This is a genomic window from Saccharopolyspora sp. MMCC62 (genome assembly GCF_057736575.1).
The window spans coordinates 419,948-434,780 of sequence record NZ_JBYKCM010000001.1 but is presented as its reverse complement, the minus strand read 5'-3'; the positions used below and the strand labels follow the sequence as shown (position 1 = coordinate 434,780).

Annotated in this window: 17 protein-coding genes; 9 read left to right on the top strand and 8 right to left on the bottom strand. The window is 72.1% G+C overall.

Annotation, left to right across the window (positions count from 1 at the left end):
- Positions 1–181: 181 nt before the first annotated feature.
- Together AC29IT_RS02035 and AC29IT_RS02030 are read right to left on the bottom strand one after the other, a co-directional pair.
- A complete protein-coding gene (locus AC29IT_RS02035; protein ID WP_358446342.1) occupies positions 182–430 on the bottom strand; it encodes a hypothetical protein in 249 nt (82 codons plus the stop codon).
- A 311-nt stretch (positions 431–741) separates the two neighbouring features.
- Positions 742–1,458 carry a 3-keto-5-aminohexanoate cleavage protein gene (locus tag AC29IT_RS02030; RefSeq protein WP_358446345.1) on the bottom strand — a complete coding sequence of 239 codons (717 nt, stop codon included), beginning with the start codon at positions 1,456–1,458 and terminating at the stop codon, positions 742–744.
- Between the two features lie 468 nt (positions 1,459–1,926).
- Here AC29IT_RS02030 and AC29IT_RS02025 point away from each other — a divergent pair, with 468 nt between their 5' ends.
- Together AC29IT_RS02025 and AC29IT_RS02020 are read left to right on the top strand one after the other, a co-directional pair.
- Positions 1,927–3,099: an erythromycin esterase family protein gene (locus AC29IT_RS02025; protein WP_488217627.1), complete on the top strand. Its 1,173-nt coding sequence runs from the start codon at positions 1,927–1,929 to the stop codon at positions 3,097–3,099.
- 135 nt (positions 3,100–3,234) lie between these two features.
- Positions 3,235–4,221 (top strand): malate dehydrogenase, encoded by a 987-nt coding sequence (locus AC29IT_RS02020; RefSeq protein ID WP_358446351.1) that lies wholly within the window; start codon positions 3,235–3,237, stop codon positions 4,219–4,221.
- Between the two features lie 77 nt (positions 4,222–4,298).
- On the opposite strand, the gene AC29IT_RS02015 is transcribed toward AC29IT_RS02020, so the two are convergent.
- Positions 4,299–4,736, bottom strand: a complete 438-nt coding sequence (locus AC29IT_RS02015) for a nitroreductase family deazaflavin-dependent oxidoreductase (RefSeq protein WP_488217626.1) — start codon at positions 4,734–4,736, stop codon at positions 4,299–4,301.
- A gap of 82 nt (positions 4,737–4,818) precedes the next feature.
- Here AC29IT_RS02015 and AC29IT_RS02010 point away from each other — a divergent pair, with 82 nt between their 5' ends.
- From AC29IT_RS02010 to AC29IT_RS01985, 6 genes are all read left to right on the top strand, one after another.
- A complete protein-coding gene (locus AC29IT_RS02010) occupies positions 4,819–5,601 on the top strand; it encodes a class I SAM-dependent methyltransferase (RefSeq protein ID WP_488217625.1) in 783 nt (260 codons plus the stop codon).
- A 114-nt stretch (positions 5,602–5,715) separates the two neighbouring features.
- A complete protein-coding gene (locus AC29IT_RS02005) occupies positions 5,716–6,693 on the top strand; it encodes an NAD(P)/FAD-dependent oxidoreductase (protein ID WP_488217624.1) in 978 nt (325 codons plus the stop codon).
- A 35-nt stretch (positions 6,694–6,728) separates the two neighbouring features.
- A complete protein-coding gene (locus AC29IT_RS02000; protein ID WP_488217623.1) occupies positions 6,729–7,358 on the top strand; it encodes an SAM-dependent methyltransferase in 630 nt (209 codons plus the stop codon).
- A gap of 134 nt (positions 7,359–7,492) precedes the next feature.
- Entirely contained in the window at positions 7,493–8,416 is a 924-nt protein-coding gene (locus tag AC29IT_RS01995) for a hypothetical protein (RefSeq protein WP_488217622.1), read from the top strand.
- A 129-nt stretch (positions 8,417–8,545) separates the two neighbouring features.
- The gene (locus AC29IT_RS01990) at positions 8,546–9,001 is read left to right on the top strand and encodes a hypothetical protein (protein WP_488217621.1); all 456 of its coding nucleotides are present in this window, start codon (positions 8,546–8,548) and stop codon (positions 8,999–9,001) included.
- A 5-nt stretch (positions 9,002–9,006) separates the two neighbouring features.
- Positions 9,007–9,267, top strand: a complete 261-nt coding sequence (locus AC29IT_RS01985; protein WP_358446664.1) for a DUF3817 domain-containing protein — start codon at positions 9,007–9,009, stop codon at positions 9,265–9,267.
- 43 nt (positions 9,268–9,310) lie between these two features.
- On the opposite strand, the gene AC29IT_RS01980 is transcribed toward AC29IT_RS01985, so the two are convergent.
- The 4 genes from AC29IT_RS01980 to AC29IT_RS01965 all read right to left on the bottom strand — a co-directional run bounded on the left by AC29IT_RS01980 (position 9,311) and on the right by AC29IT_RS01965 (position 11,648).
- Positions 9,311–9,520: a DUF397 domain-containing protein gene (locus AC29IT_RS01980; RefSeq protein WP_358446642.1), complete on the bottom strand. Its 210-nt coding sequence runs from the start codon at positions 9,518–9,520 to the stop codon at positions 9,311–9,313.
- A complete protein-coding gene (locus AC29IT_RS01975) occupies positions 9,502–10,377 on the bottom strand; it encodes a helix-turn-helix domain-containing protein (RefSeq protein ID WP_488217620.1) in 876 nt (291 codons plus the stop codon). Before AC29IT_RS01975 ends, AC29IT_RS01980 begins: the two co-directional genes overlap by 19 nt.
- A gap of 205 nt (positions 10,378–10,582) precedes the next feature.
- The gene (locus tag AC29IT_RS01970) at positions 10,583–10,792 is read right to left on the bottom strand and encodes a DUF397 domain-containing protein (RefSeq protein ID WP_488217619.1); all 210 of its coding nucleotides are present in this window, start codon (positions 10,790–10,792) and stop codon (positions 10,583–10,585) included.
- A complete protein-coding gene (locus tag AC29IT_RS01965; protein ID WP_488217618.1) occupies positions 10,776–11,648 on the bottom strand; it encodes a helix-turn-helix domain-containing protein in 873 nt (290 codons plus the stop codon). The genes AC29IT_RS01970 and AC29IT_RS01965 overlap by 17 nt, the downstream gene beginning before the upstream one ends.
- 308 nt (positions 11,649–11,956) lie before the next feature.
- On the opposite strand from AC29IT_RS01965, the gene AC29IT_RS01960 reads away from it, so the two are divergent.
- Positions 11,957–13,513 (top strand): class I adenylate-forming enzyme family protein, encoded by a 1,557-nt coding sequence (locus AC29IT_RS01960; RefSeq protein WP_488217617.1) that lies wholly within the window; start codon positions 11,957–11,959, stop codon positions 13,511–13,513.
- Positions 13,514–13,553: 40 nt separating this feature from the next.
- Here the strand turns inward: AC29IT_RS01960 and AC29IT_RS01955 are convergent, their stop codons facing one another.
- Positions 13,554–14,747 carry an amidohydrolase family protein gene (locus AC29IT_RS01955; RefSeq protein ID WP_358446655.1) on the bottom strand — a complete coding sequence of 398 codons (1,194 nt, stop codon included), beginning with the start codon at positions 14,745–14,747 and terminating at the stop codon, positions 13,554–13,556.
- Between the last annotated feature and the right edge of the window lie 86 nt (positions 14,748–14,833).

Sequence of the window (14,833 nt, the reverse complement as noted above, 5' to 3'; positions counted from 1 at the left end):
CTCTCGGAGGGCCCGCTGCGGGGATCGTGCCGGGTTGGCGGGCTGAACGCGCCGCCGGTGATCGGCGTGGTCGGGCTCCTCGCACTGCGGCGGCCTGGACGAATTACTGGACGTAGGTGAACGGGAACGGCTCTCGGGCGGTTTCTGCTGCGTTACGCCCGCGAAGCCGGTGCGGGAGGTCTCAGCAGCCGCCGCCACCGTCACCGTTGCGGGCGTTACCGCGGCCCTCGCCGTCGAGGTCGCCGCTGACGTCGCCCCCGTCGAATCCGCGGTCGTGCACGGAGGTGCTGTGCGTGGAGGGGTGGGCGCCGCCGGCCCCGATGAACGGGGCCGCGGTGTAGCCGCTACCGCGAGGGGCGGGGCGGCGTCGGGCGAGCAGGCCGACCACCACCGCGAGCACGAGCACGAAGAGCGCCACTGCTGAGATCACGACGATCAACCCCCATCGTCTCGGGCTCAGCGCCACCCGCGGGAGCCCGTTTCCGTTTCCAGTCTGAGCGGGCGTGTTCGGACGCTATCAGGTCGAAGGCGCCGCTGGACCGTGAACAGGTGGGTGATCAGCCTGTCCTTCGGCTGGTCGCCCATCCCTGGCATCGGATCGCCGTTCACCTCCGCCGGTCGCCGGTCCTGTTCCACCGGGCGTCGATCATGCGTCCGCTGCACCCCGGTTCGACGGCGCGGCTGCCTGCTGCCTGCCGCGAGGAGCTGCCGCTCCCCCGCCGCCGGTGCGGGCGTGCGGTGTCAGCGGCCGGTGAGGATGCGGGTGGCGGCGGTGACGAGTGCGGCGTTGTCGGGGGCGATGTCGCCGTCGGGGAGCTGGAGGGTGTCTTCGAGGCCGATGCGGGTGTCGAGTCCGCGGTGGGCGGCGAGGGTGAGCACGGGCCAGGCGCCTGCGCCGGAGCCGTGCAGCAGGACGGGGCTGCGGGCGGGTCCGATGCGGTCGAGGAGGGTCTCGGCGGTGGTGGCGGCGCCGCGGGCGGTGGGGTCGGTGACTTCGGCGAGGACGCGCAGGACTCGGTCGCGGGTGGGTGCGGTGCGGAACCGGTCGGGTCCGTCGGTGCCGGAGTGCAGGCCTGCTTCGACGGCGATGCCGCGGTCGAGGAGGGCGGTGGCGATGTCGTCGGCGCCGTCTTCGTGCCAGTTGACCGAGGCGTGGTCGGGCAGCACGGTCCAGGTGCGGATGGCGGTGATGCGGTCGCGGGGGTCGGGTGCGGTCCAGGCTCCGGTGGTGACGCCGATGGGGGTGCCGGGTGCGGCGGCGCGGACGGCGAGCAGGGTGGCGGCGAGGATGTGCGGGTCGAGGCTGTCGGTGCCGTCGGGGTGTTTGGGGTGCAGGTGCAGTTCGGTGGCTCCGGCCGCGGTGCAGGTGGCTGCGGCGGTGGCGAGCTGTTCGGGGTGCACGGGCAGGTGGTGGTGCTCGCGCGGGGTGCGGGCGCCGTTGAGGCAGGCCTGGAGCATGGGCTGATTGTGGCGGTTTTCGGGGGTGCGGGGTATTCGGTGCGCTGGGTCGTTGCCGTGCCGGTGGCGTGTCGTGATCATCGGTGGGGTGGTTAGCGTGGTGGTGTGGTGATGTTGGGTGCTCGGGAGCGGTTGGCGATCGATCGTCGGTTGGCGGGGTGGGACGTGGATTCGGCTCGGGGGCCGTGGACGCGGTGGTTACTGGAGTCGGTGCGGGATCGGCCTGGGGTGCGGGCGGCGGAGTTGGCGGCGGAGGTGGGTCGTCCGGTGTCGCGGGTGAAGGCGCAGGCGTGGTGGTTGGCGGATCTGGGGTTGGTGGAGCGGTCGGGGCAGTCGTACCGGTTGTCGGAGCGGGGTGCGGAGTACGTGGCGGGGCGGGCGAAATGAGTTGTGGCGGGGTGGTGCGGTCGGTTTAGGCTGCGCTTCCGCCGGGGGCCGCTCCCCTGGCCCGGGTTCGGGGGGATGCGCGTGCGGTTCGAGTTGGGGTCGTTGGATCCGGTGGCGCCGTTGGACGATCTGGAGCCGTTGCTGGAGGTCGTCGGGGACGCGCGGGTGGTGGCGGTGGGTGAGTCGAACCACGACGTGCGGGAGTTCGGGTGGGTGCGGCACCGGGTGGCGCGGTTGCTGGTCGAGCGGGCGGGTTTCGACGTGGTGGCGTTCGAGTCGGGGTTCTCCGAGGGGTTGGCGGTGGACGAGTGGGTGCGTTCGGGTGGTGCGCCGGTGGCGGAGGTCGCGGCTCGGGGGTTGTGCTACCGGTTCGGTGAGGCTGCCGAGGTGCGGGACCTGTTGAGCTGGGTGCGGTCGTTCGAGGGCGGGGTGCGGTTCGCGGGGGTGGATCTGCCGGGTTCGTCGGGTGGTGCGGATCGGGTGTGGCCGGTGTTGGCGGAGTTCTTGGCGGTGGCCGATCCGGGTGGGTCGGCGGTGTTGGAGCGGGCGCGGCGGGCGGTGGGGTCGTTCGCCGCGGTGCACAGCGGGTTGGCGATGGGTCGTTATGCGGCGTTGAGCGGTGCGCAGCGGGATGCGGTGGGTGCGGTGGTGGGTGAGCTGCTGGCGCGGGTGGCGGGTGCGGTGGGTGAGCGGGATCGGCATGCGGTGGCGTACTGGTCGGCGCGGGGTGTGTGGGCGTTGGAGCAGTTCATGCGGGAGCTGGTGGCGGGTGGTGCGCGGATGGTGTCGCGGGATGCGTACATGGCGGGGGTGGTGCGGTGGTTGTTGGAGCGGTGGCCGGGTTCGCGGATCGTGCTGCTGGTGCACAACGGGCATGCGCAGCGGGTGGTGTTGCCGGTGGGTGGTGGTGCGGAGGTGGTGCCTGCGGGTGCGCAGCTGGATTCGGTGCTGGGTGCGGGGTATCGGGCGGTGGCGGTGACCTGCGAGGCGGGGACGACGACGGGGTTGACGATGGATGCGGCGGCGCCGGGCGGGTTGTGGTTGCACGAGGCTCCGTTGCCTCCGGTCGAGGTGGGCAGCGTGGAGGCGTGGTTGGCGGGGCGGGGTGCGGTCGGGGTGGATGTGCGGGGGTTGCGGGAGGGGCCGTCGTCGATCCGGCATGCGGAGGGGTTCGTGGCGACTCCGGTGGCGGCGGCGTTCGACGCGGTGGTGCAGGTGCCGCGGGTGCGGCCGAGTGATTTCGTGCTGGGTTGATCGCCTGCTCGGGCGGGTGCTGAATCGGTCCGGGCGGGTGCGGGTTGTGATCCGTTGCGGCGGCGCGTGCGGGGCGCCGGGTGCGGGATAGCATCGCGGTCGGTAACCGTCCGGCGAGCAGGAAAGATTCCTCCTATGACCAAAGCGCCCGTCACCGTCACCGTCACCGGTGCCGCTGGCCAGATCGGCTACGCGCTGCTGTTCCGGATCGCTTCCGGGCAGCTCATCGGGGCCGACACCCCGATCAAGCTTCGCTTGCTGGAGATCCCGCAGGCCGTGAAGGCGGCCGAGGGCACCGCGATGGAGCTCGACGACTGCGCGTTCCCGTTGTTGAGCAGCGTGGACGTGTTCGACGATGCGAACGCGGCGTTCCAGGGCACGAACGTGGCCCTGCTCGTGGGTGCGCGGCCGCGCACCAAGGGGATGGAGCGCGGTGATCTGCTGGAGGCCAACGGCGGCATCTTCAAGCCGCAGGGCGAGGCGATCAACGCGGGTGCCGCGGATGACGTGAAGGTGCTGGTGGTCGGGAACCCGGCGAACACCAACGCGCTGATCGCGCAGTCGCACGCTCCGGACGTGCCCGCGGAGCGGTTCACGGCGATGACGCGGCTGGACCACAACCGCGCGTTGACGCAGCTGGCGCAGAAGCTGGGTACGACGGTCACCGACATCAAGAAGCTCACGATCTGGGGCAACCACTCGGCGACGCAGTACCCGGACCTGTTCCACGCGGAGGTCGGCGGGAAGATCGCGGCCGAGCAGGTGGAGCGGTCGTGGCTGGCGGATGAGTTCATCCCGACGGTCGCCAAGCGCGGTGCGGCGATCATCGAGGCTCGTGGTGCGTCGTCGGCGGCGTCGGCGGCGAACGCGGCGATCGACCACGTGCACACCTGGGTCAACGGCACCCCGGAGGGTGACTGGACGTCGGCGGGTGTGGTGTCCGACGGTTCGTACGGGGTGCCTGCGGGCATCATCTCGTCGTTCCCGGTCACCGCGAAGGATGGCCGGTTCGAGATCGTGCAGGGCTTGGACGTCGACGAGTTCTCGCGGGAGCGCATCGACGCTTCGGTGAACGAGCTGGTCGAGGAGCGGGACGCGGTGCGCGGGCTCGGTTTGATCTGAGCGGTGCGCTGACGGAGGGGCTCTGCCGGGTTGCCGGCGGGGCCCCTCCGTCGTGTTCGGGGTTCCGGTCGGGTGCGTCAGGTGAGGGGTTCGAGGAGGAACACCGGGATATCGCGGTCGGTCTTGGCCTGGTAGTCGGCGAATTGGGGGAAGACGTCGACGGCGCGGTGCCACCACGCGTTCTTCTCGGCTCCGGTGAGTTCGCGGGCGTGCATGTCCTGCTTGCGGGGGCCGTCCTGGACTTCGACGTGGGGGTGGTGGCGCAGGTTGTGGTACCAGCGGGGGTGGCGGGCGGAGCCGCCGTAGGAGGCGACGGCGAGGTAGTGGCCGTCGTGTTCGACGCGCATCACCGGCACTTTGCGCAGGGCTCCGGTGGTGCGGCCCCGGTTGGTGATGACGATGATCGGTGCACCGTGCAGGACGGTGCCTTCGGTGCCGCCGGAGGATTCGACGACGGCGACCTGGTCGCGGACCCACCGGGTGGGGCTGGGCAGGTAGTCACCGGTCAGGGGCATGGGGTGAGTGTTTCCGAGGGCGCGGGCTCCGGCAACGCGGTGGTGCCGGGCGGGAAGGGGTGGCGGGGTGCGGGGGGCGGGCGTGTCGGAGACGTCGCTGGTGACGTTGTACCTGCGGGCGTGCGATGCGGCGTCGCGGCGGCCGTTGCTGGGTGATCCGTTCGCGGCGGACCTGGTGCGGCGCATCGACCACGATTTCCGGAGGTTCGCGCTCGGCCGGGGCGATGCGCCGCTGGTGGCGGCGCGGGCGCGGTGGCTGGACGGGCAGGTCGAGGAGTTCTTCGCCGCGCACCCGCAGGGCCAGGTGCTGCACCTGGGTTGCGGGCTGGACAGCCGGCCGTTGCGGGTGCGGCCGCCCGCGGGGTCGGTGTGGTTCGACGTGGATCAGCCGGAGGTGGCGCGGCTGCGGCGCGAGGTCTACGACCTGCCGCCGCAGGTGGTGGTGATCGGTGCCTCGGTGACCGAGCAGGGGTGGTGGGAGCGGGTGGAGCCGGGGCGGCCGACGCTGGTGGTCGCCGAGGGCCTGCTGATGTACCTGGATCGGGAGCAGGTGCGCGGCCTGCTGGAGCGGGTGGTGGCGCGCTGCGCGGCGGGCCGGGTGGTGTTCGACGGGGTGGCCGGCTGGATGGTCGGGTTGTCGCGGCGGGTGCGGGCGCTGCAGCGCGCCGGGTTCGTGTTCCGCTGGCCGGTGGAGGACGTGGGCGGGCTGGTCGCGGGGGTGCGGCCGGTGCGGGATGAGTCGGTGATCGGCTTGCTGGCGGGTTCGCCGGTGTTGTCGGGGCCGGTGCGGGGTGCTTATCGGGGGTTGGTGCGGGTGCCTGCGATGCGGCGGTCGTTGCGGTTGCAGCGCTGGGATTTCGGCTGAGGGGACTTTGGGCGGACTCTGGTCGGGCGGACGACGTGCCGTTTGCTGTTGCGGCAATTTTCTTTGTCGGATCGGCGTGGGGCGGGGAGCATCTGCTGCAGAGGAGGGATTCCCATGGATCTGCAGGACCGCTCTTACGAGATCGTCGTGGTCGGCGGTGGCGCGGCGGGCACCAGCGCCGCGCTGAGCTCGGCACGGGCCCGGCGCAGCGTGCTCGTCATCGACGCGGGCGAGCCGCGCAACGCCCCCGCCGACGGCGTGCACAACTACCTGGGCCGCGAGGGCACCTCGCCGGGTGAACTGGTGGCGGCCGGGCGCGGCGAGGCCGAACGCTACGGCGCCGAGTTCACCGGCGGTGAGGTCGTCGCCGCCGAACGCGCACCGGGCGGCGGGTTCCGGCTCACCCTCGACGGCGGCAGCACGGTCACCGCCGCACGCCTGGTGATCGCCACCGGCCTGGTCGACGAACTGCCGCCGGTGCCGGGGCTGGCGCAGCGGTGGGGCCGGGAGGTGCTGCACTGCCCGTACTGCCACGGCTGGGAGGTCCGCGACCGGCACATCGCCGTGCTCGGCACCGGTCCGATGTCGCTGCACCAGGCAATGCTGTGGCGGCAGTGGAGCCCGCAGGTCACCTTGCTGCAGCACACCCTCGGCGAACTCGGCGACGACGATCGCGCGAAGCTCGACGCCCGCGGCATCACCGTCGTGCCCGGCCCGGTTCAGGGCGTGCGGGTGGACGAGGACCGGTTCACCGGCGTCGAGGTCGACGGGCGGCTGCTGACCTGCGACGCGCTGGTCGTGGCGCCGCTGTTCACCGCCCGCCTCGGCGCCCTGGCCGACCTCGGGTTCGGCACCGAACCGGTGTATCGCGGCGATGTCCTGGTCGGTACCCGGCTGCCCGCCGACGCCACCGGCGCGACCGCGGTGCCCGGGGTGTGGGCGGCGGGCAACGTCACCGACCTGACCGGCAACGTCATCGGCGCCGCCGCCGCGGGGGCGAACGTCGCCGCCCAGGTCAACGCCGACCTCGTCGAAGCCGACACCCGCCGCGCCCTGCACGACTCGCGGGAACCCGCCGCGAAACTCCGCTGAACCGAACCGCTGAACCGAACCCCGAGGAGCACCCGATGAGCGACCGCACCGCCGAAGTGCAGCTGTGGAACGAGATGTACAGCAGGGCCGAGCACTACTGGAGCGGCGAGGCCAACACCGCCCTCGTCGAGCAGGTCGCCGACCTGCCGCCGGGCCGGGTCCTCGACCTCGGCTGCGGGGAGGGTGGGGACGCGCTGTGGTTCGCCGGCCGCGGCTGGCAGGTCACCGCCGTGGACCTGTCCCCCGTCGTCCTCGACCGCGCCCGCACCCGCGCCGCCGACGCGGGCCTGGACCGGCGCATCACCTTCCGGGAGGTCGACCTGGCCGTCGACTTCCCGGAAGGCGAGTTCGACCTGGTCTCCGCGCAGTTCCTGCACTCCTGGGGTGAACTGCCCCGCGAACAGGTGCTGCGCCGCGCGGCCGACGCCGTCGCCCCCGGCGGCACCCTGCTGGTCGAAGGGCACTGCGGCTGGCCGGAGTGGGAGACGAATCCGCACCCCGACGTGCACTTCCCCACCCCGCAGGAGGTCGTGGATTCCCTGCGCCTCGCCGACCGGCGGTGGGAGGTGCAGGTCTGCACCGAGCACGAACGCATCCAGGCCGCCCCGGACGGCACCGAGACCACCCGCATCGACTCCACCGTCAAGATCCGCCGGTCGCGCTGACCGGTACCCCGTCGCGGCCCCGGTCGCGTACCGGGGTTCTGCCCCCGGTGGTGCCCTTTCGTCCCTTTCCGGGCCGCACCGGGGGCGGCGACGGTGGGCTCGCATGTCGATCACGTCCGTCCGGGGAGGACTCGATGCGTGGTACTCGCGATCAGCGCTCGGCTGCGGCACGACCTCGGCGGGGGCACCCGTCGGGCCGGGACGCGGAGAAGGACGTGGTCGCCGCCCTGGGGGCGCACGGGCCGCACGGCGTCGCGGCGCTGCAGCGGGTGGTGGGCAACGCCGCGGTCGCCCGGCTGCTCGGTGACCGCCCGCCCCGCGGCGACGCGACGCCCGTGCAGCGCACCGTCATCGACTACCAAGATGCCGACAACCCCGAGCAGGTGACGCTGGAGCAGATCACCGCACGTCCGGAGTTCCAGGACCTGACCCCCGCCCAGCGGCAGGGCCTCGCGGCGAAGGTCGACTCGGACGACTACTTCGTCTTGCAGGACCTGTCGCGCAGCACCGTGACGGGTGCGGTCAGCGGACCACACCCCCGCGAGGGGCGGTTCCTGGCCGAATTGGCGAACAGGCGGAGCAACGTGTTCGCCTACGACCCGGAGATGAACGAGAGCGCGATCCGGCGCGTCCTGGACGGCCAGATGGTCCTCGACGCTGCGGTGATGCTGCACGCGGACTCGATCACCTCGTTCGGCGAGCACGTGCCCAACACGGACGTGTTCGTCCCGCATCCGGGGCCGTGGACGATGGCAGCGGCGGGCTCGGATCTCGCCACGGCCCTGGACCACGTGCTCGGCACCGGCAGCCGCGCGTTCGTGCTCACCGACAACGAACCCGACAGCACCTACGCCGCCCGGTTGCAGCAGCGGATCGGTGCGATCAACGAGGCCGGCCAGGGGGATCCGTCCTACCGGCCCCTCGCGGTCGAGGTCGAGTCCATCCCCGGTACCGGCGCTGCGAACCAGCAGATCGGGTTCGGCCCGGACTCCGGCGACATCGAGCTGGAAGCGGGACACCGCGGCGACTACCGCCTGCTGCGGATCACCCGGAACTGACTCGCCTGCCAGCGCCCCGCATCCGCTCGCAGTGGCGAGAATCCGGTGGTTGTTGGCGATCACGCCACTGCCGGGTGTTGCGGCAGCCGACTAGCTTTCCCTCCGACCCTCGGAGAGAAAGAGCCCCTCGTGACGAAGTTCCTGCTCAGCGTGCACGTGCTCGCGGCGGTCCTGGCCATCGGCCCGGTCGCCGTCGCGGGCAGCGCGTTCCCCCGCTACCTGCGCGCCGCCACCGACCCGGCCGCGACCGGGGTGCTGCGCGCCCTGCACCGGCTGTGCCGGGCGTACGCGATGGTCGGGATCGTGGTGCCGGTGTTCGGGCTGGCGACCGCGCTGCAGCTGGGGGTGCTCGGCGACGCGTGGCTGATCACCTCGATCGTGCTGACCGCCGCGGCCGCCGCCCTGCTGGTGGCGGTGATCCTGCCCGCGCAATCCCGCGCCCTGGAGCTGGCCGGTGACGCCGGTGCGGTGGGCGCGTCCCGGCTGCCCGCGCGGCTGGGCATGAGCACCGGGATGTTCAACCTGCTGTGGGCGGTCGTGGTCGTGCTCATGATCATCCGGCCCGGTTCGACGACGGGGGCGTGACCGGGATGCGCGGAGAACTCCGCCTGCTGCGCGCGGCCGCCCTCGTCGAAGCAGCCTCGCTGCTGGTGCTGCTGGTCAATCTCGCCACCGTGCACTGGGCGCCGGTCGCCTCGGCCACCGGCCCGATCCACGGCTGCGCCTACCTGCTCACCATCGCCGCCACCTGGGCCACCCCGACACCCGTCCGCGCCAGGCTCCTCGCCCTGATCCCCGCCGCAGGCGGTCTCCTCGCCGTCCGCGAGGCCCGCCGCAGCCCGGTGACATGAGCGAACGGCCCGTTCGCCCGACCACCCCGGACGAACGGGCCGTTCAGGCGTGGGTGTCCTCGTCGCGCGCCCGCACGTCCTGCAAGAACAGGCCGAACGCCTGCGCACCGAACACCAGCACCCCGCCGCCGGGGTTCTTCGAATCCCGCACCACCGCCAGCCGCGCGGTGCGGGCCACTTCGACGCAGTTCTCCTGCGTGCCGCTGTAGCTGCTCTTGGACCAGGTCAGGTGGGTTAAGTCGGTGGGCTCCACGCGCGGTCGGTCTCCCCATCCATCACTGTTGCCAGGCTGGCAATCACTTCACTCGATTGTGTCTGAGTGAGTGCCTGGGTCAACAGGTTCCGAACGGCCGACTCGTAGGTCGCGATCTCTGCCGGGTCCTCCACGAACAGGCTGCAGGTGAGGTTCTCCAGGAACACCACGTCCGGCCCGTCGGCCTGCCGCAGCAGCGCGAACGAACCGTTCACCCCCGCGTGCGCTCCCGAGTTCGCCAGCACGTGGATTCGGATCCGCGGCCAGCGCCCCAGATCCAAGAGGTGTTCGAGCTGGCGGCGCTGCACGTCCACCCCACCGATCACCCGTCGCAGCGCCAGTTCGTCGATGATCGCGACCAGCGGCGGGGCGTCATCGCGGCGCAGCAGCCGATGCCGGTCCAGCCGCGTCACCATCCGGCCCTCGACCGCATCCGGTGCGACCAGCCCGGAATCCGACATCAACGCACGCGTGTACTCACCGGTCTGCAGCAGGCCCGGCACCAGCATGCCCTCGTAGCCGACGATGCTGGTGGCCCGCGACTCCAAGGAGATCAGGGTCCGCTGGCGTTCCGGGAAGTCCGGGCGATCCGGGTACCGCCAGCCGTCGCGGCCCTGGTCGCGCGCCAACGCGAGCGCGCTGGTGCGCCGCGCACCGGTGATGCCGTAGACCGCCAGCAGGGCGGCGACCGCCTCCACGCGCGGCGTGCGCAGCCCGCTCTCCACCCTGCTGAGCTGGCCGGTGGACCAGTCGATGCGTGCGGACGCCGCCGCAAGCGACATGCCCGCCGCGGTGCGGAACGTCCGCAGCCACGTGCCCAGTTCCTGTCCACGAACGGTGATCTCCTGCGGTGCCACGGCCCGCACCTCCTCGACTCGGGAAGCGGCCATGATCGACCCGCCGAGCCGGTTCGCCCCGCACCCGCGGCGGTGTTTTTCCCGGGACCACCCGCGAGCCCGACGGCTTGCCACCTCCGCAACGCTTGCGCGTCCGAATTCCGGACAGGTGAGTGGCCCATCCGCCCCACGGGGTTGGGCGAACGGGCCACTCACCTGCGGGTGTTCAGGCGAGGGTGTCCTCGTCGCGGATGCGGACGTCTTGGAGGAACTGGCGGAAGGCGCGGCGGCTGAACAGCAGGACCGCGCCGCCGGGGCTCTTCGAGTCGCGGACCGCGACGCGCGCCGGCAGCGCCGCGACTTCCACGCACTCCTCGGTGAGACTGCGGCTGCTCTTGCGCCAGGTGAGGTTCTCCGGCTCAAAGGATGTGCTCATGTCCCGCCTCCGCATGGATGTTCCGGGCGACGTCCTCGATCAAGTGAACCGAATCCTCCTCGCCCAGCGCAAGATCGAGCATTCCTCGCACGGCGTCGCGGTACGTGGCGACGTCGTGCGCGTTCTCGACGAACAGGCTCGATCCGAGGTGTTCGAGAAACACGACGTCGTGACCACGGCGCTGCCTGATCAACTGGAACGAACCGCCCCCTCCGGGCGGCAGCCGCTCGTTGGGCAGCACGCGAATCGTGACCTCCGCACGCGTCGACCAGTAGACCAGCTGCTCCAACTGCCGAACCAGTACGTGCGGCCCTCCCACCCTTCGGTGCAGCACCAGTTCGTCGATGAGCGCGACCACGGAACAGGCCCTCGTGTCGAACACGGCAGCGTGGCGACTCATCCGGGTCTCCATGCGCTTTTCGACGAGATCGCCCGGCAGCATCGAGGCCTCTTCGAGGGTCGCGCGCATGTACTCGCCGGTCTGCAACAACCCCGGGACGGCGACGGTCGTGTAGTTCACGATGCGTTCGGCCTTGGACTCCAGCGAGATCAAGGTCCGCTGCCGCTCCGGGAAGTCCGGCCTGTCGCGTCGCCACCACCCGTGCGCGTCGTGTTCACGGGCGAGTGCGAGTGCAGTGGCCCGGCGGCGTCCGGTGACCCCGTAGGTGGCCAGCAGCGCTGCCACGACTTCGGGTGCGGCGCGCCGTCGGCCGCCCTCGATGCGGCTGAGCTGGCTGACGGACATGTCGATCCGGCGCGCGGCGTTCTCCATGTTCAGCCCGGATTCCGAGCGCAACACGCGCAGCTGTTCGCCGAGTTCCTGGCCTCGGACGCTCGATGCGTTCGCGGTCGGCATGGCACACCTCCTGGTCAAGGGGAACGCCATGATCGAAGCGGTGTTCAGCCCACGCCAGCACCGGCGGCGGCGTTTCCGCGGCACCACACCAAAGCTCGACCACCGTGCGCGGCGTGCAACGCGACCGGGGCCCGAATGTCGTGCGGAGTGGGTCCGTTTCGAGGGGGCACCGTCCGCTGCCGGCCCAGGGACCGGCCGAATAGGACGAACCGGCTTTTTTGGGGCGTGGGCGCAGGGTTCTGGAAGTCGGAGGTGTTACCGCGTGATTGCATACCCCGGTGATTTCCAATGCCACGTTCCCACCCGGTATGTACTTAGAGCGGATTCTCTCCCAGTGGGAGCAGGACGAGGAACGCGACGCGATCGTGGACGGCGCGGTGCGGCTCACCCGCGGACAGGCCCGCCGCCTGCTGTTCCAGATCGGGCACGCACTGCGCGAGCAGGGGCTCGCGCCCGGCGGCGCCGTCGGGCTGTTCCTCACCAACCGCGCGGAATCGGCGCTGGTGGTGCTCGCGGTGCACCTGATCGGCTGCCGCGCGGTGATGCTGCCCCCGGAACCCGGCCCCGGGGAACTCGCCGGGCTCGTCGACCAGTCCGGCGCGCGGATCATCGTCGTCGACCCCGCGCACGGGCAGCAGGCCCTGCGCGCCGCCGAACGCTGCACCACCACCCCCGCGCTGCTGAGCCTGGGCGCCGCCCCCGACTCCTTCACCGACGCCGACCTGCTGGCGCTCGCCGCGCAACAGCCCGCGCACCGCCCCGAGCCCGCACCGGAACCCGGCCCGGACGAGGCGGTCACCGTCTTCTACACCGGCGGCACCCTCGGCAAGCCGAAGCTCGCCGCCCACGGCAGGGCCCCCTACGACGCCATCGCGGCCATGGCGGAGATGATGCGCGCCCAGCGGGCGACCGGCGAGGACCGCGTCCTCGCGGTCACCCTGCTGACCCACACCAGCGGGCACATGACGATGCTGCACGCCTTCATGACCGGCTCACCGCTGCTGGTGCTGCCCGAATGGGACGCCGACGCCGCCTTCACCGCTCTGCGCGACGAGAAGATCACCGCCACGATGCTCGTCCCGCCGATGCTGTACCAGCTGCTGGACCACCCGGAGTGCACCCCGGGCGCGCTGCCCTCGCTTCGGCAGCTCACCTTGGGCGCGGCACCGGTCGCACCGGAACGGCTCCGGCAGGCCGTGGAGATGTTCGGCCCGATCATCGCCCAGGGCTACGGGCAGACCGAGTGCGCGGGCATCGTCACCATGCCCCCGCAGGAGCTGCCCGACCCCGCCGACCACGCCTCCCCGCTGTGGCGCAGCTGCGGACGCCCCTTCCCCGGCACCCAGGTGCAGATCCGCGGCGAGGACGGCGCGGTGCTGCCGCAGGGCGAAGCCGGTGAGGTCTGCTCGCTCAACCCGATGCGGATGCTCGGCTACTGGAACGACCCCGAGCGCACCGCGAACGCCGTCGACGCCGACGGGTGGCTGCGCACCGGCGACATCGGCTACCTCGACGCCGACGGCTACCTGTACCTGGTGGACCGCGCCAAGGACATCATCGTCACCGGTGAGGCGAGCGGGAACGTCTACAGCCGCCTGCTGGAGGACTTCCTGCACACCCTGCCCGGCGTGCGCCACGCCGCGGCCGTCGGCATCCCCGACGAGGCCGTGGGCGAACGGGTGCGGCTGTTCCTCGTCGGCGAGGACATCGACCTCGACGCCGTGCCCGACGCGGTCACCGCGGAACTCGGCTCGAACTACACCCCGCACGAGGTGGTGCCGATGCCCGCGCTGCCGACCACCCCGATCGGCAAGGTCGACAAGAAGGCCCTGCGCGCCCTCCCGGAACCCGCGCTCGCCCGCTGAGCCCGCCCGGCGCCCCGCCGCGACACCGGTGGGGCGCCGGTCAGGCCGGGGTGATCGGGTTACCCCGGGCGAGGACGAGGCGCTGGCGGTGCAGGGCGTGCACGTCGGCGCTCGGGTCGCCGTCGACGACGAGCAGGTCCGCGTCGAAGCCCGCGGCCACCCGGCCCACCCGCTCCAGGCCCAGGGCGGCCGCCGCACCGGAGGTCGCCAGTTCCACCACCCGGCCCGGTGTCCAGCCCACCGCTTCCACGTAGTACGACAGCGCCCCGGCGTAGTCGTCGAACACCGACGTCGGCAGGCCGCCGTCGGTGCCGGGCAGGAAGTGCACGCCGAACCCGTCCATCCAGCGCACCCGGTCCAACGCGGCCTGGAACCGCTGCTCGCCGACGAATTCGGCGAAGCCGCGCCAGTCCGGCGGGTACGCGTGGCAGACGGCGATGCCGCGGGCGCTGATCTCGCGTGCGACGTCCTCGCGCAGATCCGGGCCGGAGTTCTCGGCACCCAGCCACGAGCAGTGCTCGATGGTGGACACCCCGGCCGCGACGGCGTCGGCGATGGACTGGGAGCCGTGGGCGTGCGCGGCGACGGGCAGGCCGGCGGCGGTGGCTTCGGCGACCACGACGCGCAACTCCTCGGCGCTGAACTGCTGCGCCCACGTCGGCGGGGAGTCCGGGGTCGTTTCCCCTCCGGAAGCCATCACCTTGATGACGTCGGCGCCGAGCTCGGCGTTGTGGCGGATCTGGGCGCGGATCGCGTCGACTCCGGAGACCTCGCCGCCGAAGAACCAGCAATGCCCCTTCGGCGGTGTCAGGGGCGCGGCGGAACAGAGGAGGCGTGGACCAGTGAGTTCGCCGCCATTGACCGCGTCCCGTACTCGCAGCACCAGGCCGCGCCGATCCCCCAGGTCGCGCAGCGTCGTGACACCGGCGCGCAAGGCCTGCTGCGAGCGGCTCACGACGCCGAGCAGCAGTTCGGTGTCGTCAGCGTCGAAGTAGTTCTGCAGCATCGTCATGCTCGCGTCCCACACCAGGTGCGCGTGCCCGTTGATCAGGCCGGGCAGGATCGTCGCGCCCGGGAAGTCGCGGCGCCGCGCACCTGCGGCCCCCGGATGCCGGTCGAGTTCGGCGCGCGGCCCGGCGGCGACGATCGTGGACCCCTCCACCAGCACCGCGCCGTCGGGAACCCGGTCCCCGTCCGGGCCGGGCAGCACCAGATCAGCGGTCAGCAGCAGCACGAGGAATCCTCCCGACGAGCACGGCGCGCGGCCGCGGCCCGGTCCGGCCGGAGACGCGGTCGAGTGCCTGGACCGCCCGCCACCCC